This window comes from Rhodococcus sp. S3, from assembly GCF_058211795.1.
Genome location: NZ_CM177074.1, coordinates 4,371,604 through 4,393,140, shown reverse-complemented (window position 1 = coordinate 4,393,140; position 21,537 = coordinate 4,371,604). Strand labels below are relative to the sequence as shown.

Below are 21,537 nucleotides of genomic sequence, written 5' to 3'. Positions count from 1 at the left end.
CAACGACCTCGTCAGATTCTCAGGCCCGCGGTGCGGTAGGCCTCGCGTGTGAGCTCGGCGGTGCGCGTCCATGTCGACGTCGCGGCGACCTCGCGTCCTCGGGTGCGCAGCGTCTCCGCGGTGTCGCGGTCGTGGACGACGACGCGCAGGGCGGCGGTCCACGACGTCACGGTATGTTCGGTGACGAGAAGGGCTCCGTCGTCGACGACGTCGGGCAGTGCACCGACGGCGCTCGTCACCACCGCCCCGCCGCACGCCATCGCCTCGAGCGGCGGCAGCCCGAAGCCCTCGTAGCGCGAGGCGTATGCGACGGCGGTCGCCGCGGCGTACAGCGCCGGGAGGTGCGCGGTGGGAACGTAACCGAGACCGATCGAACCGGGCGGTGCGTGGGGTCCGGTGGATCCGGCTCCGGCCAGCACCAGCGGGACGTCGAGGATGCGGCACGCGTCGGCGACGAGCGCGACGTCCTTGCGGGGTTCGACGGTGCCGACCTGCAGGACGAACCGTTCGGGCAGCCGGTAGGCCCTGCGGATGTCCCGCACCTCCTCCGGGATGGGAGGTTTCGCCCACGCGGCGGGTGCGAGCGGGGTGACCACGGCGTCGCGTCCGCACAACGCGTGGAGACGTTCGGCGGTGAAGTTCGAGACCGCGACGAGCACGTCGGCCCGTCGCATGGCATCGCGCAACAGTGCTCGCTCACCGGCGGCCCGGTGCCTGCTGAATGCCCACGGGGTGTCGAAGACGGCGAGGTCGTGGAACGTCGAGACGGTGACACCGGAACACAGGACGGGCAGATCGACGTCGAGACTGTGGAACAGGTCGACCCCGCGGACGGGCACCTTGGCGTGCAGCATCCGCCGAACCCCGTCGGCGACCGGCCGCACCGACGGGGTCACGCGAGGGGGCAGTTCGCCGGTGGCGTCGCACTGCACGGTCGCGCGCAGCGCCGCCGAGGAGAGCAGGGAATCGAGCGCGGTCAGCAGCTCGCGGACGTAGGTCTGGACTCCGCTGCCGGACGGACGGAGTGCGAGGGCGCCGAATCCGATGCGGTGAGCGAGCTTCGGGGAGGTGACCAGTGTTGCGTCAGTGCGCATCCGACAGTTCCTAACAGTAACCAGAAATAGACGTCGAGAGGGAAGATCTCGAGATAGGTCGCCACCGTGGAGGCGACCGCCGCCGCGACGATCGTGCCACTCACTCCGAGTGCGAGTGCGGCGTCCTGTCCGCTCAGAACCCGCGATGCACGCAGCGTCGAGACCGCGGCGCACACGAGTACGAGGACGAACAACCACACGCCGATCGGGCCGAGTTCCACGGCGAGCTTCATGTAGTAGTTGTCGGGCTGATAGGGCATGTACCCGAACTGCACGGCCGCCGTGTACGACAGTTCCGACAGCATCGGGTTGCTCTGCGCCACCGTGTCGGCGGCAGCCGAGCCGGTCGCGCCGAGACCCTGACCGAAGGGGTGCACCCATAGCGACGACAGGGTCTGCGACCAGCCGTCCCCGCGTTCACCGAGACTCGACGAGGAGAACAGCGGAGCGAGAATCGAACTCGGCACGGCGAAGAGGACGAGCGGTGCGAGTGCCGCGGCGGCGCCGAAGCCGAGGAACAGGGCGCGGTAGCGGTGGACCGCCAGCCACAGCAGTGCGACGGCAAGACCGATGTAGCTGGCACGCACGATCGTCACACCCATGCCGAGCACCATGACCGGTGTCGCACACAGGAACAGCGTGTTGCGGAGCCGGTGCGGATCGGCGAAGGAGACCGAGCACCCTACGATCAGTCCGATCATCACGAACAGACCGAAGGCGAAGGGGGTCGTGAACGTGCTGAAACTGCGCAGGATTCCGCCGCTGATGCGCAGATGCTCGTCCCAGCGGTAACCGAGTTCGGCGAGTCGTTCACCACCGATCACCTGTTGCGCGAGTCCGACGACGGCGGTGACGGCCGTGGTGCCCATGAGGATCGACACCAGGTGGTCGCGGTCGCGGGCGTCGAACGGCGCCCGCCACAGGATCACCGGGATGACGAGATAGAAGTAGGTGATCTTGATGGCGATGATGCCGGCGAGTCCCGAGACGAGCAGCGCCGACAGGACTCCGATCGCCACCCACGCGACCACGGCCGGCCACCACGGACAGGACGGTGCCGGCAACCGGCGTCGGTACGGGCTGACGAAGGTCGCGGCGAGGGTGAGGAGCAACAACCCCTCCTTCCACGGCGACAACGATTCACCGCCGGGGACGATCGCGAGCAGACCGTGGAACGGAGTGAGCGCGGCGATCGCCAGCAACCCGCGTTGGGGTCGCCGCCAGAGCAACACTCCCGACGCGAGCACGGCGGGAACGGCGAGCAGCAACAGGGGGGTCATGAGACGTACTCGCCTGCAGTGGGATCCGAGGTGTGGGAGCCGAATCGGGAGAGCACGGTCGAGGTGATCGCCGTGCGGAGGAACTCGCGGCCGTCCCGCTGCCGACCGCTGTGCTCACCGACCTCGCTGGTGAGGATGTCGCCGGTGAAGCCACGCCGGCGCAGGCGGCGAAGTCCTTCCTCGCCGCGCTGGGACAGGAACCATCGATGGTCCTCGGCGGACAACACGACCGTGGTCGACACACCCGCGCGACGCAGTGCCTCCAACCCCACCTCGGGAACCTGGGTCACTCCGAGTCGGCCGAGCAGCAGCCACAACGGATAGGGCAGGTACTTCTGCGCCCACGGCTTGATGCGGGCACGTAGGGAGACCGTCTGCGGTTCCACCGGAGCTGCGATCGCCGGAACGTCGGGCGCGTTCGGACCGAGGTCTGCACGCAACGACTTCCGGCGGTGGGTGCACCACAGGATCACGTTTACGAGCACGGCGGAGTGCGCTGCACCCCGGAGGGTGACCCACGACGAGTACCACGCACCCGAACACAACCCGATCACCACGAGGTCCTGAGGATCGACGCCGAGCGCGGCGACAGCATCGAGAGCGTCGCGGTCGGAGTCGTCGGAGTACAGCGGTGTGGGGGTCGCCCCGTGCGCCGTGCCGGTATCGCCGACCCCGGTCCGGTCGAACCGGATCGTGGAGATCCCGTGCGCGGCGAACTCGCGCGCGAGCTCGACCCAGAGACGACTCGGGCCGAGCCGGTGCTCGTAGGCAGTGCCGAAGAACAGCACCGTCGGGGCGGACGGGCGCGGTGCGCCGAACCCCTCGGTGCCGACACCGTGCGTACGCAGCGCGAACATCTCGTTCGGACCGAGATACTCGACGCTCTCGTGGATCGGGAGCCCCGAGTCGGTGGTCGCGACGACCGCGCGCTTGCGCCCGGGGAAGTGGACCTCGCGCGTCGCCGCGGGCGTGCCCGCAGCGACTCGGTCGGCGATCCGGATCAGCTGCTCGGTGGGGATCGCGGAATGCAGTGTGCTGGGGGTGACGAAGGATTCGTGGGCCTCGAGGGAGATCTCGTCACCGCCGAGTGCAGTGGCGAGCGCCGACACCGCGGCGGTCTCGCGGGCCGTGGGTCGGGTCGCGAGCAGGGTCCGTGTGCCGGTCAGCGACCGCGGATCGATCTTCAGAGCGCCGAGGGCGTCGGCGGCCTCGGGGGCGAGAACGCCGCCGACGATCGACACACGGGGGTCGTCGGGATCGTCGGCACCGAGGGCGAGCCGGTAGAGAGCGCGTTGTTCGCGCAGCATCGCTCGGCCCGAGACGATCGGATCCCACAGCACGACGGCATCGACCGGCCCGCACTCCGGCAGGGCCGTCGCCGCGATCAGTGCGCCGGCGCGCAGTCCCACGACGGTGATGTGCTCGGCGCCGCTCGCGCGGGCCGTCTCCACCGCGGTGACGACACTTCGCTGCCACGCCGCGACCGCGTCGGGCGAGTCCTGATCGCCGGCGGAGTCTCCGGTGCCCGCGTAGTCGAAGCGCAACGCCGCCAGGCCGCGCTCGGCGAGTTGCTCGGCGAGCGCCTTGATCCCCCGATAGGTGTCGAGGTGTTCCTTGCCGAGGGGCGGGCACAGCACCACCGCGCCGCGTGCGCGGCGGTCGGCGGGAAGGTGGACGTGGCCGAGGAGAGGGGACGCGGGATCGCCGAACCACGACGCGTGTCGCACATCCACTCCGTGACCTCCACTGTCGAGGGGTGAAAGAGGGGGTGATTTCCCGACCCCGTCTCGGACCCTGAATCTTCTTGTCGTTCGGACGCATTCGTATCGATGGATTGTGCCGACCCGTTACCTCTCGGCGCCGGCAAGGTCATAAAGTACCTCCCCGATCGGCTCGGGTTCTTCGGAGGGATGGCTGTGCCCGGAATCTTGGTGCACGAATGGATCGCGCGCGACGGAGGTTCGGAGAAGGTGCTCGACGAATTCGTCCGCACCTTTCCCGACGCCGACGTCCTGTGCCTGTGGGACGACGCCGACCGGTATCCGGGGCGGACGGTGCACGAGAGCGGTCTGGCGCGCACGCCCCTGCGCCGGAACAAGGCGCTGGCGCTGTCGGCCATGCCGTACGTCTGGCGTCGCCGACCCGGCTCGTACGACTTCGCCCTGGTCAGCTCGCATTGCTTCGCCCATCACGTGACCTTCCGCAGCGCACCGAGCGGGTTCGAGAAGTTCGTCTACGTGCACACTCCGGCGCGCTACCTGTGGAATCCGGAGCTCGACGATCGGGGCGCCTCGCTCGCGGTGCGGTGCGCGGCACCTCCGTTGCGGGCCCTCGATCGGCGTCGTGCACGGGAAGGCGCGCACTTCGCCGCGAACAGCGATTTCGTGCGCCGCCGCATCGAGCGGGCCTGGGATGTCGAGGCGCGTGTGATCTTTCCTCCGGTGGAGACGGCCCGCATCGCGTCGGTGCCCGACTGGCGTGACGAACTGTCCGCAGCCGAATCCGCCCTGTTGGAGGGGCTTCCGGAGGTTTTCGTGCTGGGGGCGTCGAGGTTCGTACCGTACAAGCGACTGGATTGGGTGATCCGTGCCGCCGACCTCGCCGGGGTGCCGGCAGTGATCGCGGGATCCGGACCGGAGGAGAGCCGGCTGCGGCAGCTCGCCGACGAGGCGACGGTACCGGTCCATGTGCTCGCGCGGCCGTCGGACGCCCTGCTCTACGCGCTCTACCAGCAGGCCCACGTCTACGTCTTTCCTGCGGTGGAGGACTTCGGGATCATGCCCGTCGAGGCGCGCGCGGCAGGGGCGCGTGTGGTCGTCAACGCGCTCGGAGGTGCTGGTGAGACGGTTGCCGAGGGGGTCGACGGGTTGTGTTTCCGCGAGGACAGGGTGGAGGCGGTCGCCGAGTGCATCGCCGCGATCGACGGTGTGCCGAAGGGGCGTAACGAGGCCGTCGCCGCGCTGTCCTCGGAGGACTTCCGGCAGCGCATCCGCGACTGGGTCGGGGAGGGGATCGGAACGGCGTGACTCACGTCATACTACCGACGAGTAGACGAACCCTTGTCGCCGGTTCGTCCCTGTTGTACCTTTCTCCCGGGTCGGGAGCCTGCTGATGGGGTTGATGGGGTTCGATGGGGGATCGTCATGGCTCACTGCCGCCGACCGAGCTGCGTTCGTCGCCGCTTCATGAATGTGTTATTTGCTGAAGTAACTACGCGCACAAGTAATTCGAGTTACGCGTAGCTTCTTCGCTTCAGGGGCGGAATCGCCCACGTCACCGTGATCCGTTGCACTGGAACAGGATTCGCGTTCCTTGGAGAAAACGGACATAATCACCGAATCGTTCATCTGGCTGTCGGGGCCACTTCGCGTGGAGTAGGCAAGCAGGAGAAGCATGGGGATCGGACCCGAGTTGGCGCGTCGCCGCGCGCCGACCCACGACACGAGCGATGGTCACGGAAGTGTCCCGCGCAGACAATGGCAGCGCACCTATCTCCGGTCGCTGGCGATCACCGACACGACGATCGTCGTCACGACCGTCGTCCTGGCGCAGGGGGCCGGGACGATGATCGGTGGACCGGTCGACCCGGGGTCCTCGGTGACCCAGGGACTCGCCTCGGCGATCGTGGTGGCCGGCCTGTGGCTTGCGATTCTGGCGCTCAACGGAACTCGCAAGAAGCCGATCGTGGGCAGTGGCGAGGAGGAGTACCGGCTCGTCACGAGGGCGACCCTGCAGACCTTCGGTCTGCTCGCGATCGCCTCGTTCCTCGTCGACTCGTTCGCCACCGACCTCGACACGATCCGGGTCTACCTGTTGCTGGCCATGCCGGTCGGCCTGGTCGTCCTGCCGCTCGGACGCCGCTGGTGCCGTCGTTCGATCGAACGACGTCGCGTACGGGGTGAGTTCCGGACCTCGGTGCTCGTCGTCGGCTCCGAACACGCGGTGGACGCGATGGTCGGATCGTTCGTCCGCGACACCTCGGCCGGATACCGCGTCGTCGGTGTGTGCACCACCGGATACACGGGGGAGAGCGGGCGCACCATCACCGTCGCCGGTCAGGAGATCCCGGTACTCGGTGCGGAGACCGACGTGATCAACGCCGTCAAGCTCTCCGGGGCCGACACCGTCGCGATCGCTGCCGGAACCCATTGGGGCAACGGAGATATCGGCGAGCTCGCGTGGGAACTCGAGCCGTATCGCGTCGATCTCGTGGTGGCTCCCGGCGTCACCGACATCGCCCTGCCGCGACTGTCGATGCACCCCGTGGGCGGGCTGCCGTTCGTGCACGTCGAGGAGCCGCAGTACCGCGGGTCGCATCGGATCGCCAAGACGACCTTCGACCTCGTGTGCGCGGTCCTCGCCCTCACGATCGCGGCGCCGGCCATGTTCGTGGTCGCCGCGCTGATCAAGCTTCAGGACGGCGGCCCCGTCTTCTACCGACAGGAACGCGTCGGTCTGGGCGGCACCGTCTTCCGGATGTGGAAGTTCCGGTCCATGGTCGTCGATGCCGACCGGATGGTCGATACGGTCCGCGCGCAGACCGGTCAGGAGGACGCGACCTTCTACAAGTCCGCCCGCGACCCGCGGATCACTCCGGTGGGCCGGTTCATCCGCCGCACGAGCATCGACGAACTGCCGCAGCTGTTCAACGTCCTCGCCCGCGACATGAGTCTCGTGGGGCCGCGTCCCCTCGCGGTCGGTGAGGGCGAGAAGATCCCGGGCTTCGTTCCGCGCCGTATCCTCGTGCGTCCCGGCATGACGGGCTTGTGGCAGGTCTCCGGCAGGTCCGATCTGTCCGAGGCCGATCGCATCCGCCTCGACCTGTTCTACGTGGCGAACTGGTCGATGGTGCAGGATCTGCTCATCGTTGTGAAGACGGTGCGGGCGGTGCTCGCGAGCGACGGCGCCTACTGACCGACCGCGGTGCGGGGTTTCACGGCCGGGGAGCAGGGAACCCTTCGAATTCGCCTGGGATCTGCAGGAGGAGTCGAAGGTGAACACGTCCGTCCGAAGTTTCCATCCCGACCCCGATGACATCCCGCTGATCACCTCACTCGACCAGCTCGCCGACGTGGCGACGGATCCGCTGCTCTACCTGAGGTATTCGAAGGGCCCGGCGGCGGACGCCGAGGACGGGCCGAGCCGCGACCAGGAGGCGAACGTGACCCTGCCGGGGCTCGTCGCCACCACCCTCGCTCCGGAGCCGTGGTGGCGCCGGCCCGTCAAGGACTGGGTCGCCCGCCGCGTCTGTACGTGCGTCGGGTCCGGCGACGAGGACGGGCGGTTCGTATGGATCCTCACGGGCCGGATGGTCGGGCGCGGTCCCGGCCACGAGCCGCTGCTCGTCGACGTCCGGCCCCATGCCCGGCTCGCCCGAGAGGTGCTCGACGAGGCGCAGGGGTGGTACGACGAGCACTTCGACGTAAGCAGTGATTCGCGCAGAAGCGCCTGAACACCGTTCGCACAGAACGCAGGAAGCCCACCCCGCCACGTCGCGGGGTGGGCTTCCATCGTGATTCCGTCAGACCAGGTCACGCGGGATCCGGCGCTGCCAGCTCTCCGAGTGGACCCGTCGATCTCCGTGGTCGTCGTCGAGCTCGAAGGCGTCGAGCTCCGCGTTGATCACGAACTCCTCCGGGGTGGACGTGAGGATCGTGCGGGTACGGACCTCGGTGCGCCAGTCGTCCCGCTCGTAGCGGCGCAGGGTCTGCGTCTCGCCGCGCACGGAATTGGGATCGTTGCCTCCGAAACTGAACCACTCCTGGGTGCGACGTCGGATGACCGTGCCGGTCTCGTCGATCCGGAACGACCCCTGGTCGTCGAGGATGTCGAGGGTCGACACACCGGTCGCGAGGTCGCGGGTGGTCCGCCAGTGGTGTTCACCCGGCTTCAGCAGGGTGATGCCGAGTTCCGGGGCGGCCTCCGGTTCGCCGAACTCGCGCAGGTGCGCGTCCTCGGGTCGGGGCGGGCGCACCGGCAGATGCAGCCCACCGCCGGTGTACACCGTGACCTCGGCGGGTGTCGGCGACGGCCACGCCAGTGGGAAGTAGGAGGTGGACAGTGAGAGCCGCAGACGATGCCCTGCCGGGAAGACGTGCGCCATGCCGTTGAGCTCGATCCGGATACGGTAGCGCCGTCCCGGCTCGAGGGCTTCCGGCTTCTCGCTGCTGTCGCGGTGCGTCAGATTGAGCAGCCCGTAGGTCACGCGTGTCGCCTCACCGTTGGGCGCGACGTCGGACAACCGCGCGGCGAGCATCGCCACCGGCCTGTCGGACGAGACCTCGAGTTCCAGTTCGGGTCGGCCGAGGACCTCCGTCGTCGTGTCGAGTGCCTCGGTCTCGAAGACGAGCGCACCGCCGTCCTCCTCGCGTTGGTCCGACGGCAGGTCGGGAGTCGCGGCGTAGGACGCCCATTTGCCGGCGAACATGCCGACACTCAAGGGGGATTGCAGAGCGAGGGGCCGTTCGTCGACGGTGAGGGTGCCGTCGTCGTCGGGATGCAGCGCGTACCGGTCGAAGGTGTAGCGACGGTTCTCGATGTTCGGCGACGGCCACGACGGTTCGGCCACCCAGCGACCCGGGCGTTCGGAATAGGACGGGTTCGGCGCGATGGAGTCCTGCATCCAGGCACGCACCATCGGTTCGTCCATCACCCCGGTGTCGACGCCCTTGAGCCAATGGTCCCACCACCGCACGACCTCCTGCAGGAAGCCGATCTCCGGGCCGGGGACCCCCAGATGCGGGTACTTGTGGCCCCACGGTCCGATCAGTCCCTTGCGGGGCACGTCGAGATGTTCCATCAGCCGGAAGATGGCGTTGGTGTAGCCGTCGGCCCAGCCGCCCACGGCGAGGACCGGGCACTGCACGGAGGAGTAGTCCTCGTTGACGGAGGCGCGCTTCCAGTAGTCGTCGCGGTGCTGGTGTTCGAGCCACTTCTCGATCCACAGGCCGCTGCCCTCGAGACGCTCGTGCCACATCTCGCGCCAGCGATCGCCGACGATGGCGGGATCGGGAGGCAGGCTGTTGAAGGCGAACATCACCGTCGCTTCGGACAGGTTGTCGGACAACAGACATCCACCCATGTAGTGCATGTTGTCGACGTACAGATCCTCGGTCGCGGAAGCACTGACGATGGCCTTCAGGGCGGGCGGCCGGCGTGCCGCGACCTGCAGGCTGTTGAAGCCACCCCACGAGATGCCCATCATGCCGACCGAACCGTCGCACCACGGCTGCGCCGCAATCCATTCGATGACCTCGCAGGCGTCGTCGTGCTCGTCGGCAAGGTACTCGTCGCGCAGCACGCCGTCGGAATCGCCGCTGCCACGCATGTCCACCCGCACGCAGGCGTAACCGTGGCCGGCCATGTAGGGATGGTTCAGCGCGTCACGTCCGCGCGTGGAATCCCGCTTCCGATACGGAATGTATTCCAGCACAGCAGGTACCGGATGTGCTTCGGCGTCGACGGGCAGCCAGATCCGCGCCGCGAGCCGAACGCCGTCGCGCATCGTGATGAAGACGTTCTCGATGACACGGACCTCATGGGGGAGGTCTGTGATCGTGCGCATGTAGTGCTCCTCCTAGTCCTCGGGCGCCGGATCGAAGGCGAACGGAAGTGCCTTCAGGCCTTCGCGATAGCGCTGCTCGAGCTGTTCGACACTGTCGGCGCCGATGTACATCGTGCCCAGTTCGTAGCGGTAGGCGTCCTGGTTGGGCAGATCGGCGAGCCGGTCACCGGGAGCGACGTCGATGCACACCAGGGCACCGGGGATCCGTTCGCGGAGACGGGCGACGTCGGCGTCCGAGGGCACCGAGGTCACGATGCCGTCCTCGTAGTGCGGGATGATGCACTTCGCCGCCACGGCGTATTCGCCCTGGCGATGCGGCATCCGGGGCTGCCGGCCGAGGGCGATGTCGATGGCCACCTCGTGGTTGGAGCTGCCGTCGACCTTGGCGAACAATTCGCTGTGCGACTGGGAGATCCGTGTGTTGACCTCGATCAGCCAGAGCTTGTCGTTCTCTTCGTCCCACATGAACTCCGAGTTGAAGCAGCCGTTGTCGAAGCCGACGTGGCGCAGGTAGCGCTCGGTGATGTCGATCATGCGTGCCTGAACCTCCTCGGGCACGGTGCTCGCCGGGTAGTCGAGACGTTCGAAGCTGTGCCCGGCGGCGTCCTTGCGCATGTCGAAGACACCGTGGACGTTGAACTGCCCCTGGAACATCGTGCCCTCGGGGGCGGCTTGGATACCGCTGACAACCTGCTCGGCGAGGCAGGTGGTGCCCGAGCTCTTCCCGATCTCCTCGGGGAGGTCGACGCGGCGCAGGACCTCGTCGAAGGCGTTACCGACAAGTCCGATCTTCTCGCGGATCTCGACGAGGGCGTCGGCGAACTCCTGCTCGTTGTGGATCTCGAATCCGAGCTGCGACGAATGCGACTTCACGGGCTTGACCCAGAAGGGGAATTCGAGGTCGATGCTGTCGAGGGCGTTGTCGTCGAAGGGATCGAACGAGTTGAACTGCGGGACGCACTCGGGAACCGATTCCTTCTGCGCGAGGCGGCTCCAGTACTTGTGCTCGGTGGCCACGATGCTGCGCAGCGACGGCGAGGGGATGTTCCGTTCGGCGGCGAGGATCGGAGCGAGCACGCTGGTGGGGAAGTCCCAGTGGGCGATGATCCCGTCCACGCTGCCGGGGAAGTCGTCGAGTTCGCGCCGGCAGGCGTCGAGAAGATCGTCGAACACGTATTCGTCGGGCTCCACCAGTGTTTCGTAGTCGAGGAGGCCGTGGAAGCTCAGCTGGTCGGCGCCGCGTACGGTCTCCAGTTCCTTGCGCTGGATGTCGGTGAGTCCGAGGACGAAGATGTTGGTGCTCATGTGTGAAGCCTTCCCGCTTCCCTACGGCACAAAACAATCCGGTAACGAAACAAACCGCAGGGAAGGTACTTTCACGCGCAACCGCCCCGGCTCGCGGGGAGCCGGGGCGGTCGCCTCGAGGATGGATCAGGGGGTGTCGGGGTCGAGAGCGTCCTTCACCTTGCCCACGAGTCCCTTCTCCGTTCCCATTGCGGCAGAACGGGGCTTGCCCTGCGACCCGTCGTAGGTCGCGTACAGCTTGGGGTCCGGCGGCGGTGCGCTCGCCACGTCGCCCAGCGGGACCGGGTCGGCGAGGAACGACATGGGTGTCGTGCCGTCGGGGCCGGTGCCGTGCGCCCAGCGACCCTGATCGGCGGCGGCGCCGTCGGACAGGTGCCACAGGCTGGACGCGTGCTCGGAGTGCTCCTCGTCGAACAGTGCGTTCGGTGCGATCGGTCCGGGTTCGATGCCGTCGGCCTTCAGTTCCTCGATGGCGGCGAGCCACAGGTTCTGGTGGTAGGTGTCGCGGGCGAGGTTGAACCGGAGCATGTCCTTGACGCCCGGATCGTCCGTCATGTTGTACAACCGGGCGGTCTGGACCCTGCCCTGCGCTTCGGCGGCGACGTTGGCCTGGAAGTCGGCGAGGAGGTTACCGCTGGCGATGATGAACCGACCGTTCCACGGCACACCGTTGCTGTCGGAGAGAGTCGCCCCGCCACCGGAGACGATGGCCTGTTGCGGATCCATGCCGCCGAGTACGGCTGCGACCACCGGGTCGGCGGCGGCGTTCTTGGTCGACTCCGTGGCAGGTGCGCCTTCGAGGAGACGCGCCACCATGGTGGCGATCATTTCGACGTGCCCGATCTCCTCGGTGGCGACGTCCATGATCATGTCCTTGTACTTGCCGGGCATTCGACAATTCCAGCCCTGGAACAGGTACTGCATGGTCACGGTCATCTCGCCGTACGCACCGCCGTTCAGCTCCTGGAGCTTGCGGGCGTAGACGGGATCGGGCTTCTCCGGCTCGACGTCGAACTGCAGATGGTCTGTGTGACGAAACATGTTGCTCCCTCGAATGCCGATTGTCGTGCGAGGACGCGTCGCGCGTGAAGACGCGCCCGTGAAGACACCCGTGGCGCCTGGTCTCGACGCCGCCTCGGTTGGCCCGTGGTGCTACGTGCGACTACCCGTGCTCGAGCAGCTCGAACACCCTGTCGATATCCACCTTTTGTCACCGGTGCTGTGTCAACGTGGAGAGATGGAGAACAGGCCGGATTCCACGCTCGACGACGTCGGGGAGGTGGCTCGCAGCAAGGGCGTGGCGCGATTGCGGACAACCGCAGCGGCCCTGCTCGTGCTCGTGCTGGTGGCCGGAATACTGGGCTTCCTCGGTGTACGGAGTTCGACGGCCACCGCGCAGGGCGGCGGGTACGAACTCGACCTGACCTACCCGCGTATCGCACGCGCCGGCCTCGACGTCCCCTGGAAGGTGACGGTGCACCGGGAGGATGGCTTCGACGGAGAGATCGTCCTGGCGATCGACACGTCCTACTTCGAGATCCTCGAGATGCGGGGCCGGCTGCCCGAACCGTCCGCGGAGACCGCCGGGGACGGACTGGCGTACCTGACCTTCGATCCGCCGCCCGGCGACGAGTTCACCTTCGCGCTCGATGTACGGATCCAGGCCGGGAGGCAATGGGGCGAATCGGGCTCCGTCTCGGTGATGGACGGCGAGAAATCGGCAGTGACGATCTATTTCGATACCTGGCTGGTGCCCTGATGGAAATCGTGATCCGCGCGATCGTCCTGTTCCTGTTCCTGTGGGGGATCACCCGTCTCGTCGGCCGGTCGAGCGTCGGCGAACTGAGCACCTTCCAACTCGTGCTTTTCGTGGTGATGGGTGATCTCGTACAGCAGGGGATCACGCAGGACGACGTGTCCATGACGGGCGCGGTCCTCACCATCGGTGTCTTCGCGGTGCTGACGTTGGCGCTCTCGCTGATCAACGCTCGTTCTCCGCGGATGCGTGGGATCACCCATGGTGTCCCCGTCGTGATCGTCCGGGACGGCGAACCCGACCTGCGGAACCTGAAACGGGAACGTCTGTCCCTCGACGACCTCATGGCCGCCGCGCGTCAACAGGGCATCCGCCGGTTCGCCGACATCGACCTCGCGGTGCTCGAGACGAACGGGAAGATCTCCTTCTTCGTTCGGACGAGAGCTCAGGACGGCGCGCCGGAGGAACCGGAGCCGGGGTGACGGGGTGACGCGCCGTCCTCACGCTCAGGTACTGCGGCCGGTCAGTGCGTCGCGCAGTCGGTCCACCATGCCGACCCCCGGACCGACGGCCTTGTGGAACAGTTCGGAATGCGGTGCGGACGGATGCGGTCGGGTCGGTGCCAGCTTCTTGGCGGCCTGCACCTTGGTGCCGACCTCCACGAGGGTCTCCTGCCCGAGATGCGCCCTCAACTCCGGGAACTGTTCCGACTCTTCGTCGTCCGCGTGGTGGCGCAGAAGATCCTGCAACTTCTTCACCGACGTCGTGAACTCCGCACTCGATGCGTCCGCTCCCTCGAGTTGCTTCATCACCTGCACGATCTCGTCGTGCTCCTTCTTGTCGTGTTCGACGGCTTCGGTGCCCCGGGCAGATGTTTCTCCATCTCCGGATAGACGAACATCTCCTCGGCGACCGAGTGCCTCATCACCTCGGCGATCGCGGAGTCGGTGAGATCGCGGCGTTCCTCGGCGTCGAGGGTGGTCTCCGCTCGGCCCAGAAGTTCGAGCATCTCCCGATGGTCCTCGGTGAGTATGGTGACGACATCCGTGTCGCCGGAATTCGGTCCCTCGTGGGTGGTTTCGGTCATCGGGATCTCCTTCGAACGGTCAGGATTGTCCGGTATCGTCGGTCTCGGTCGGGTCGTCCTCGCCCTCTGCCTGGTCGGGCTGCTGCGGAGCCTTCGAGAGGAGGCTGTCGGGATCGGCGTCGGGATCCTGAGCCGGGTCGTACGGATCGGTGGACCCGTCTGTGCTGCTCATGTATGAAAGGGTTCACCGGTGCCGAGATCGGCAAACACGCGGGAGGCGAGGGCCGTGGACGAATCCCGATCGATGCGAGCGTGGCGGGTGGTGGAGCCCGGTCCCGTGGCCGGCCACCCCCTGCGGTTCGAATCCGTCCCGATCCCGGAGACGGGACCGAACGATCTGCTGGTGCGCGTGCTGGCGTGCGGTGTGTGCCGCACCGACCTGCACGTCACGGAGGGCGATCTCCCCATCCACCGGGCGGGGGTCGTCCCGGGGCACGAGGTGGTCGGGGTGGTCCATCGGGTGGGGGAGGCGGTCGAGGGGTTCGCGGTCGGCGACCGCGTCGGCGTGGCCTGGCTGCGGTCGACCTGCGGGCAGTGCCGCTACTGTCTCCGCGGCGACGAGAATCTCTGTCCGAATTCGAGATACACCGGCTGGGACGAGGACGGTGGGTACGCCGAGTTCGTCGCCGTACCGGCGACCTTCGCTCTCCCGCTGCCCGACGGGTACGACGACATCGAACTCGCGCCGCTGCTCTGCGCCGGCATCATCGGCTACCGCGCGCTGAAGCGCGCCTCGGTCCCCGACGGCGGCAGGCTCGGCATCTACGGCTTCGGCGGCAGCGCCCACATCGCGACGCAGGTCGCCCTGGCGCGAGGTGCCGAGGTGCACGTCATGACGAGGAGCGAGGATGCGCGGAATCTCGCCCGCGAATTCGGGGCCGCGTCGGTGCAGGCTGCCGCCGACGCACCGCCGGTGCCTCTCGACGCTGCCATTCTCTTCGCGCCCGTCGGCGACCTCGTTCCGCCCGCACTCGAGGCGCTCGACCGCGGCGGTATCCTCTCGATCGCCGGCATCCATCTGACCGACGTCCCGCAGCTGAACTACCAGCGGCACCTGTTCTACGAGCGCGAGATCCGGTCGGTGACCGCCAATACGAGAGAGGACTCCCGGGAGTTCCTCGCGTTCGCCGGGCAGCACCGCATCAGGGTCGCGACGATGCGATACGGGCTGGACGAAGCCGACCGTGCGTTGGCGGATCTCGCCGGTGACCGCGTGCGCGGCGCTGCCGTCCTCGTGCCCGATGCGGCACCCGTCTGACGCCGGCGATCATGCCCGAGATCGCCAAGTAGGGACTTTCTGCCCTACGGGAACGTCCCGCCCGGGACGACGATAATGGTGTCGGACCCAGGAGGGCCCCTCGGACTTCTCACCCACGAGGAGATGAGGACAATGTCGACATCATCGGCTCATTCTGCAATGCACACCCATCCCGACATCGTCGAGATGCGCGAACGCTACGACCGGATGGGTGAACAGCCCACAGTCCAGGTCACCGACGGATTGATGATGGTTGCCGGTCTGTACGCGGCGACATCCGCCTGGATCATCGGCTTCGCCGATCAGACGGCACTCGCCACCACCAATCTGATCTGCGGCCTCGCGGTCGCACTGCTCGCCATGGCGCTCGGTTCGGCCTACGGCCGCACCCACGGCCTGGCGTTCGTCGCGCCACTGCTCGGTCTGTGGTTGTTCGTCTCGCCGTGGCTGGTCAGCGGCGTCGACACCAGTACGTCCATGATCTGGTCCCACGTCATCGTGGGTGCGATCGTGTTCGTCCTGGGCGTGGCCGCGGCTGCGATGGGAACCGGCCTGATGGACCGTTCGCGTTGACGGTGCAGTAGCCCGGGATGCAGTAACCCGAACGGTGCTGCCGGCTGCATGTCTGAACCGGCAGCACCTCACCGGGTGCGGCGTCCGGACACCGATACCGGCTACCGAGGGCCATACCCTCCCGGCGGCGACGGCAACCCGGTCCACGGGTTCGTGAACCGGGGAGAGGTGGAACTGCCCGTGCCCGCCGCGGGCGGTGATTCTGAGCACCGTGCACACTTCATGTGTGTGCGGTGCGTCACATTTGAGCGAAATGATGCGCTCGAAAATCTTTTGTTGACGTGATCGCCTAGCTCAATCAACCATTGCTGTACCAAGTGACGCGATCGAAGTGGCGCAGACACAATCGGACGCCGCGACGAAGGACGGGTGGTACGCAATGACCGAGACCGTAATCCGGGAGAGCGAACGACTTCCCTACGACCTCGACGACCGATATCGCTCGGGCTCCGGCACCGTGCTCCTCACCGGCGTCCAGGCCATCGCCCGCCTGTTCGTCGAACAGCAGGTGCGGGCCATGCGGGACGGTCGCCGGGTGGCGACCTTCGTCTCCGGATACCAGGGCAGCCCCCTCGGTGGTCTCGACAAGATGCTCCACGGCATGCCGAAGGTCCTCGCCGAGCACGACATCACCTTCGTCCCCGGATTCAACGAGGAACTCGCCGCCACCGCCGTGTGGGGCAGCCAGGGACAGCTCGGTGCCGGCACACCGACCCACGACGGCGTCGTCGGCGTCTGGTACGGCAAGGGCCCCGGCCTCGACCGTGCCACCGACGCGCTGCGCCACGCCAACATGTACGGGGTGAACCCGAACGGCGGCGTGCTGCTCATGGTGGGCGACGACCCCGCGTCGAAGTCGTCGACCGTGCCCGCCGTCAGCGAGCGATCACTCGCCGCCCTCGGCATCCCGGTCCTGTTCCCGCGCAACGCCGCCGAGATCGTCACGATGGGCCTGCACGGCGTCGCGCTGTCGCGCGCCTCGGGATGCCTCGTCGCCCTCAAGATCGTCGCGGACGTCGCCGACGGCGCCTGGTCCGTCGACGGCTCCATCTCCGACCTGCCCATCACGGTCCCCGAGATCGAATGGGAAGGACGGCCATTCGTCTACAAGCAGCGCCCCATGGCCGCGCCCGGCGACAGCGTCATCGCCGAGGCCGACCTCTACGGCCCGCGCTGGAAGATCGTCCAGGAATACGGCCGCCTCAACGGCCTCGACGTGATCGAGGTCGACCCGCCGCAGGCCCGCGTCGGCCTCGCCGCCACCGGCACCACCTTCGACGCCCTGCGCCAGGCCCTGCTCGACCTCGGTGTCGACGACGCCGCGCTGCACCGCGCCGGCATCCGCCTGCTGCGCATCGGCATGCCGTACCCCATCGGTCCCGAGATCGTCCGCGAATTCGCCCGCGGCCTCGACGAACTGATCGTGGTCGAGGACAAGACCGCCTTCGTCGAGACCCAGATCCGCGAGATCCTCTACGGCACCGCGAACGCCCCGCAGATCGTCGGCAAGAAGGACGCCGACGGCCGCCCGCTCGTGCCTGTCGACGGTGAGCTCACCGCCGGTCGCCTGCGCGGCCCGCTGCGTCGCGTGCTCCGCGACCACGTCGAACTCGGCCCCGCGCCCCTGCCGCAACTGTCGCTCGAGGTGCTGTCGACCCAGCGCACCCCCTACTTCTGCAGCGGCTGCCCGCACAACCGCTCCACCGCTCTGCCGGAGGGTTCGATCGGCGGCGGCGGCATCGGCTGCCACACTCTCGTCACACTCTCGGGCCGCAAGGACAGCGCCGTCACCGGCCTGACCCAGATGGGCGGCGAAGGTGCGCAGTGGATCGGCCAGGCGCCGTTCACCGACATCGGCCACATGTTCCAGAACCTCGGCGACGGAACCTATTTCCACTCCGGCCAGCTCGCCGTGCAGGCGTGCGTCGCCGCCGGCGTGAACATCACCTTCAAGCTGCTCTACAACGACGTCGTCGCGATGACCGGCGCGCAGGACGCCGAAGGCGCCCTCAAGATCCCGGCGCTGACCCACAAGCTCACCACCGAGGGTGTCCGCAAGATCATCATCTGCTCCGACGAGCCGAAGCGCCTCCGCAAGCGCACCCTCGCTCGCGGCACCGAGGTCTGGCACCGCGACCGGCTCGACGAGGCGCAGAAGCTGCTGCGCGAGATCGAGGGCGTCACCGTGCTCATCTACGACCAGCACTGCGCCGCCGATGCGCGCCGTCAGCGTAAGCGCGGCACCCTGCCCGCCCGCACCACCCGCGTCGTCATCAACGAAGCGGTGTGCGAGGGCTGCGGCGACTGCGGCGTCAAGAGCAACTGCCTGTCGGTGCAGCCGGTCGACACCGAGTTCGGTTCGAAGACCCGCATCGACCAGACCTCCTGCAACACCGACTACTCGTGCCTCGACGGCGACTGCCCGTCCTTCGTGACCGTCGAGACGTCGCCGGAGAAGCCGAAGCGCCGCAAGGCTCCGACCCCGCCGCGCATCCCGGACGCCGCCATCGACACCCCGAAGGGCACCCGCAACGTCTTCCTCGCGGGCATCGGCGGCACCGGCATCGTCACCGTCAACCAGGTGCTCGCCACGGCCGCGCTGCGCGCCGGATTCGAGGTCGAGTCGCTCGACCAGATCGGCATGAGCCAGAAGGCCGGCCCGGTGGTCTCCCACCTGCGCTTCGCCGCCGACGGACTCGAGCCCGGCAACCGCGTCGGCCCGGGCGGTGCCACCGCTCTGCTCGCGCTCGACCTGCTCACCGCGACCGAGCCGAAGAACCTCGCCTACGCGAACCGTGAGGAGACCGTGGCGGTCGCGTCGACGAGCCGCGTCCCCACCGGCGACATGGTCTACGACCGCTCGGTCCGGCACCCCGACGAGCAGGACCTGCTCGCGCGCCTCGACACCGCGACCCGCACGACCGTCTCGTTCGACGCCCTCGCCGCAGCCCAGGCGCTGTTCGGCGAGACCTCGGCTGCGAACTTCCTCGTCGTGGGCGCCGCCCACCAGCTCGGCGGACTCGAGATCCCCGCCGACGCCATCGAGGAGGCCATCGAGATCAACGGGGTGGCCGTCGCGACCAACATCGCCGCCTTCCGCTGGGGCCGGGTGGCCGTCGCGGATCCCGCGGCCTTCGCCGCCGCGACCGAACCGGCCCGCACCGAGCGCGCCGCCACCGTCGCACCCGAGCGTCTGTTCGCCGGCACCACCTTCACCGGTGAGGTCGAGCGGCTCGTGCGGATCCGCGCCGCGTCGCTGATCGATTTCCAGAGCGAAGCCCTCGCCGCCCGCTACATCGGGCAGGTGCAGGCAGCCTGGGAGGCCGAGCGTCGCGTCACGAACCGCACGGACTTCAGCGAGGCCGTCGCCCGCGGGTTGTTCAAGTTCACCGCCTACAAGGACGAGTACGAGGTCGCCCGCATGCTCGTCGACCCGGCCTTCCTCGACGAGGTGCAGGGCCAGGTCCTCGGTGGACACAAGCTCACCTACCGCCTCCACCCGCCGGCGCTGCGCGCACTCGGCCGTGAGAAGAAGGTCGGCTTCGGACCGAAATCGCATGTCGCGCTGAAGGCTCTGGCCAAGGCGAAGCGTCTGCGCGGGACGAAGCTCGATCCCTTCGGCTACGCCCACGTCCGCCGCGTCGAGCGTGCGCTGCTCGCTCACTACACCGCCACGATCCAGGGGCTCGCCGCCGACCTGGACGTCGACTCCTACGACCGCGCCGTCGAGATCGCGGCCCTGCCCGACATGGTGCGCGGCTACGAGGACGTCAAGCTCCGCTCCGTCGAGCAGTACCGGGCCCGCCTTGCCGAGCTCGGCATCGACACCGACTTCTGAGCCGACACCGACTTCTGACGCACGAACACCCTCTGCTGCAAAGGAACCCATCGATGACCACCTCTGCCCTCGATCTCCCGGAGTTCACCCAATCCGCCGGAGTGTTCGGCCGCTCGGCCCGACTGACCGACCGCCCCCACGAGCAGGTCGTCTTCCACCACGACGCGGCCACCGGATTGCGCGCCATCGTCGCGATCCACTCCACCGCACTCGGTCCCGCCCTCGGTGGCACCCGTTTCTACCCCTATGCGGACGAGATGTCGGCGCTCGAGGACGTGCTGCGACTGTCGTGGGGCATGACCTACAAGGCCGCGGTGTCGGGCGTGAACCTCGGTGGCGGCAAGGCCGTCATCATCGGTGATCCGAAGATGGACAAGAACGACGATCTGCTCGCTGCCTACGGACGATTCGTCGAGTCGCTCGGTGGTCGCTACATCACCGCCGCCGACGTGGGAACCCGCGCGGAGGACCTCGACGTGGTGGGCCGGCACACCGCCCACGCCGTGGGGCGCACCGTCGCCGCCGGCGGCTCCGGCGACAGCTCGCCGCTGACCGCGCTCGGTGTCTTCCAGGCCATGCGTGCCGGCGCCCGGACCGTCTGGGGACAAACGACTCTCGCGGGTCGCACGGTCGGGGTCGAGGGTCTCGGCAAGGTCGGATACGAGCTGGTGAAGCTGCTCGTCGCCGATGGTGCCGAGGTGATCGTCTCCGACGTGAACCCCGCGGCGATCGCCCGCGTGGTCGACGAGTTCCCGGCGCAGGTCACCGACAACGTCGTCGCCTCGTCCGCCGACGTCTACGCCCCGTGCGCCCTCGGCGGCACGCTGACCTCGACCACCGCTGCCCACCTCGACGCACGTCTCGTGTGCGGTGCGGCCAACAACCAGCTCGCGCAGCCCGAGGTGGAGGGACTGCTGGGCAAGCGCGGAATCGTCTGGGTGCCCGACTATGTCGCGAACGCGGGCGGACTGATCCAGGTCGCCGGTGAGGTCGACGGATCCGCCGCCGACGTCGTCCGCGAGCGGGTGGAGTCGATCTTCGACCGCACCGCCGAGATCTTCGACGTCTCGAGCACTCTCGGCGTCACGCCGGGCGCGGCCGCCAACCGCATCGCCGAGCGGCGCATCGATACCGTCTGATCCGCACAAGGGAACTGGTCCGCACAGGGAAACTGATCCGCACAGGGGAACAAAGGGGAGGCACCGCGAGGTGCCTCCCCTTCTCGTGTTCTCAGGAGCTTCCGGCCGACGACGACCGGCCGTGCCCAGCATCGCGGGTGATGTGCTCGACGAGCGGCTGCGTCCGGTACTCGATCGGTGTGGTGAGCGCGAGCGTCGTGGTGGTGTGCGCGACGCCCTCGATGGCGTGGAGCCGTTCGAGGACCAGCAGGAGGTCCTCCTGGGACTGCGCCGCCATCCGGATCAGGAGATCCTCCCGGCCCGTTGTCGCGTGGACCTCCAATACCTCTGGGAATCGGCCCAATTGGGCGATCACATGCCCCATCCGCGCCTGGACGAGCTCGGCGCCGATGAACGCCTGCAGCGGCACGCCCAGCTTCGGCAGGTCGACGACCGGTCGGTATCCGGTGACGGCGCCGGACTCCTCGAGTTTCCTGATGCGCGACTGCACGGTGTTGCGGGCGACGCCGAGCTTCGCCGACAGGTCGACGATTCCTGCCCGGGGGTTGCGCGTGAGCTCTCCGAGGAGAGCTGCGTCGAGCCGGTCGAGACTGAACACGATGACACCCTTTCCGTTGTGATGCGCGTCACCACTCGAGCATAA

17 protein-coding genes and 1 pseudogene are annotated in these 21,537 nt (G+C 67.9%); 9 read left to right on the top strand and 9 right to left on the bottom strand.

Going from position 1 to position 21,537, the window contains the following annotated elements; all coding sequences use genetic code 11:
- Positions 1-11 precede the first annotated feature (11 nt).
- Genes AC0LPE_RS20260 through AC0LPE_RS20250 form a run of 3 tightly spaced genes read right to left on the bottom strand, consistent with a single transcriptional unit; the run spans position 12 to position 4,107 of the window.
- The gene (locus AC0LPE_RS20260; protein WP_160874058.1) at positions 12-1,094 is read right to left on the bottom strand and encodes a glycosyltransferase; all 1,083 of its coding nucleotides are present in this window, start codon (positions 1,092-1,094) and stop codon (positions 12-14) included.
- A complete protein-coding gene (locus AC0LPE_RS20255) occupies positions 977-2,374 on the bottom strand; it encodes an O-antigen ligase family protein (protein ID WP_160874056.1) in 1,398 nt (465 codons plus the stop codon). The genes AC0LPE_RS20260 and AC0LPE_RS20255 overlap by 118 nt, the downstream gene beginning before the upstream one ends.
- Positions 2,371-4,107: an alpha/beta fold hydrolase gene (locus tag AC0LPE_RS20250; protein ID WP_490605097.1), complete on the bottom strand. Its 1,737-nt coding sequence runs from the start codon at positions 4,105-4,107 to the stop codon at positions 2,371-2,373. Before AC0LPE_RS20250 ends, AC0LPE_RS20255 begins: the two co-directional genes overlap by 4 nt.
- A 177-nt stretch (positions 4,108-4,284) precedes the next feature.
- On the opposite strand from AC0LPE_RS20250, the gene AC0LPE_RS20245 reads away from it, so the two are divergent.
- From AC0LPE_RS20245 to AC0LPE_RS20235, 3 genes are all read left to right on the top strand, one after another.
- Positions 4,285-5,400 (top strand): glycosyltransferase, encoded by a 1,116-nt coding sequence (locus tag AC0LPE_RS20245; protein ID WP_490605096.1) that lies wholly within the window; start codon positions 4,285-4,287, stop codon positions 5,398-5,400.
- A 367-nt stretch (positions 5,401-5,767) separates the two neighbouring features.
- Complete coding sequence (locus tag AC0LPE_RS20240; protein ID WP_490605095.1) at positions 5,768-7,288, top strand: sugar transferase; 1,521 nt, start codon at positions 5,768-5,770, stop codon at positions 7,286-7,288.
- Positions 7,289-7,367: 79 nt separating this feature from the next.
- Complete coding sequence (locus AC0LPE_RS20235) at positions 7,368-7,826, top strand: DUF6098 family protein (RefSeq protein ID WP_088897922.1); 459 nt, start codon at positions 7,368-7,370, stop codon at positions 7,824-7,826.
- A 69-nt stretch (positions 7,827-7,895) separates the two neighbouring features.
- On the opposite strand, the gene AC0LPE_RS20230 is transcribed toward AC0LPE_RS20235, so the two are convergent.
- From AC0LPE_RS20230 to AC0LPE_RS20220, 3 genes are all read right to left on the bottom strand, one after another.
- Complete coding sequence (locus AC0LPE_RS20230; protein WP_088897923.1) at positions 7,896-9,938, bottom strand: CocE/NonD family hydrolase; 2,043 nt, start codon at positions 9,936-9,938, stop codon at positions 7,896-7,898.
- Between the two features lie 12 nt (positions 9,939-9,950).
- Positions 9,951-11,243, bottom strand: a complete 1,293-nt coding sequence (locus tag AC0LPE_RS20225; RefSeq protein WP_088897924.1) for an ATP-grasp domain-containing protein — start codon at positions 11,241-11,243, stop codon at positions 9,951-9,953.
- Positions 11,244-11,369: 126 nt separating this feature from the next.
- Positions 11,370-12,284 carry a manganese catalase gene (locus tag AC0LPE_RS20220; protein WP_490605094.1) on the bottom strand — a complete coding sequence of 305 codons (915 nt, stop codon included), beginning with the start codon at positions 12,282-12,284 and terminating at the stop codon, positions 11,370-11,372.
- Between the two features lie 196 nt (positions 12,285-12,480).
- On the opposite strand from AC0LPE_RS20220, the gene AC0LPE_RS20215 reads away from it, so the two are divergent.
- Together AC0LPE_RS20215 and AC0LPE_RS20210 are read left to right on the top strand one after the other, a co-directional pair.
- A complete protein-coding gene (locus AC0LPE_RS20215; protein WP_145692244.1) occupies positions 12,481-13,002 on the top strand; it encodes a hypothetical protein in 522 nt (173 codons plus the stop codon).
- Complete coding sequence (locus tag AC0LPE_RS20210) at positions 13,002-13,481, top strand: DUF421 domain-containing protein (RefSeq protein WP_229565712.1); 480 nt, start codon at positions 13,002-13,004, stop codon at positions 13,479-13,481. Before AC0LPE_RS20215 ends, AC0LPE_RS20210 begins: the two co-directional genes overlap by 1 nt.
- Before the next feature lie 24 nt (positions 13,482-13,505).
- Here AC0LPE_RS20210 and AC0LPE_RS20205 read toward each other — a convergent pair.
- Together AC0LPE_RS20205 and AC0LPE_RS20200 are read right to left on the bottom strand one after the other, a co-directional pair.
- Positions 13,506-14,008, bottom strand: a pseudogene (locus tag AC0LPE_RS20205) (hemerythrin domain-containing protein).
- 97 nt (positions 14,009-14,105) lie between these two features.
- Entirely contained in the window at positions 14,106-14,258 is a 153-nt protein-coding gene (locus AC0LPE_RS20200; protein WP_490605093.1) for a hypothetical protein, read from the bottom strand.
- Between the two features lie 72 nt (positions 14,259-14,330).
- On the opposite strand from AC0LPE_RS20200, the gene AC0LPE_RS20195 reads away from it, so the two are divergent.
- The 4 genes from AC0LPE_RS20195 to AC0LPE_RS20180 all read left to right on the top strand — a co-directional run bounded on the left by AC0LPE_RS20195 (position 14,331) and on the right by AC0LPE_RS20180 (position 20,894).
- The gene (locus AC0LPE_RS20195; RefSeq protein WP_229568424.1) at positions 14,331-15,344 is read left to right on the top strand and encodes a zinc-binding alcohol dehydrogenase family protein; all 1,014 of its coding nucleotides are present in this window, start codon (positions 14,331-14,333) and stop codon (positions 15,342-15,344) included.
- A gap of 159 nt (positions 15,345-15,503) precedes the next feature.
- Positions 15,504-15,917, top strand: coding sequence for an SPW repeat protein (locus tag AC0LPE_RS20190; RefSeq protein ID WP_490605092.1), 414 nt, complete (start codon positions 15,504-15,506; stop codon positions 15,915-15,917).
- Between the two features lie 379 nt (positions 15,918-16,296).
- The gene (locus AC0LPE_RS20185; RefSeq protein WP_490605091.1) at positions 16,297-19,755 is read left to right on the top strand and encodes an indolepyruvate ferredoxin oxidoreductase family protein; all 3,459 of its coding nucleotides are present in this window, start codon (positions 16,297-16,299) and stop codon (positions 19,753-19,755) included.
- 53 nt (positions 19,756-19,808) lie between these two features.
- Positions 19,809-20,894, top strand: a complete 1,086-nt coding sequence (locus AC0LPE_RS20180; RefSeq protein ID WP_490605090.1) for a Glu/Leu/Phe/Val family dehydrogenase — start codon at positions 19,809-19,811, stop codon at positions 20,892-20,894.
- A gap of 91 nt (positions 20,895-20,985) precedes the next feature.
- Here the strand turns inward: AC0LPE_RS20180 and AC0LPE_RS20175 are convergent, their stop codons facing one another.
- Positions 20,986-21,492 (bottom strand): Lrp/AsnC family transcriptional regulator, encoded by a 507-nt coding sequence (locus tag AC0LPE_RS20175; protein WP_016694965.1) that lies wholly within the window; start codon positions 21,490-21,492, stop codon positions 20,986-20,988.
- Positions 21,493-21,537: the final 45 nt, after the last annotated feature.

Bases quoted from the DNA above. Each gene is read 5' to 3' on its own strand.
- AC0LPE_RS20260 (WP_160874058.1), bottom strand. From the start codon at position 1,094: ATGCGCACTGACGCAACACTGGTCACCTCCCCGAAGCTCGCTCACCGC.
- AC0LPE_RS20255 (WP_160874056.1), bottom strand. From the start codon at position 2,374: ATGACCCCCCTGTTGCTGCTCGCCGTTCCCGCCGTGCTCGCGTCGGGA.
- AC0LPE_RS20245 (WP_490605096.1), top strand. From the start codon at position 4,285: ATGGCTGTGCCCGGAATCTTGGTGCACGAATGGATCGCGCGCGACGGA.
- AC0LPE_RS20240 (WP_490605095.1), top strand. From the start codon at position 5,768: ATGGGGATCGGACCCGAGTTGGCGCGTCGCCGCGCGCCGACCCACGAC.
- AC0LPE_RS20230 (WP_088897923.1), bottom strand. From the start codon at position 9,938: ATGCGCACGATCACAGACCTCCCCCATGAGGTCCGTGTCATCGAGAAC.
- AC0LPE_RS20225 (WP_088897924.1), bottom strand. From the start codon at position 11,243: ATGAGCACCAACATCTTCGTCCTCGGACTCACCGACATCCAGCGCAAG.
- AC0LPE_RS20220 (WP_490605094.1), bottom strand. From the start codon at position 12,284: ATGTTTCGTCACACAGACCATCTGCAGTTCGACGTCGAGCCGGAGAAG.
- AC0LPE_RS20215 (WP_145692244.1), top strand. From the start codon at position 12,481: ATGGAGAACAGGCCGGATTCCACGCTCGACGACGTCGGGGAGGTGGCT.
- AC0LPE_RS20210 (WP_229565712.1), top strand. From the start codon at position 13,002: ATGGAAATCGTGATCCGCGCGATCGTCCTGTTCCTGTTCCTGTGGGGG.
- AC0LPE_RS20200 (WP_490605093.1), bottom strand. From the start codon at position 14,258: ATGAGCAGCACAGACGGGTCCACCGATCCGTACGACCCGGCTCAGGAT.
- AC0LPE_RS20195 (WP_229568424.1), top strand. From the start codon at position 14,331: ATGCGAGCGTGGCGGGTGGTGGAGCCCGGTCCCGTGGCCGGCCACCCC.
- AC0LPE_RS20190 (WP_490605092.1), top strand. From the start codon at position 15,504: ATGCACACCCATCCCGACATCGTCGAGATGCGCGAACGCTACGACCGG.
- AC0LPE_RS20185 (WP_490605091.1), top strand. From the start codon at position 16,297: ATGACCGAGACCGTAATCCGGGAGAGCGAACGACTTCCCTACGACCTC.
- AC0LPE_RS20180 (WP_490605090.1), top strand. From the start codon at position 19,809: ATGACCACCTCTGCCCTCGATCTCCCGGAGTTCACCCAATCCGCCGGA.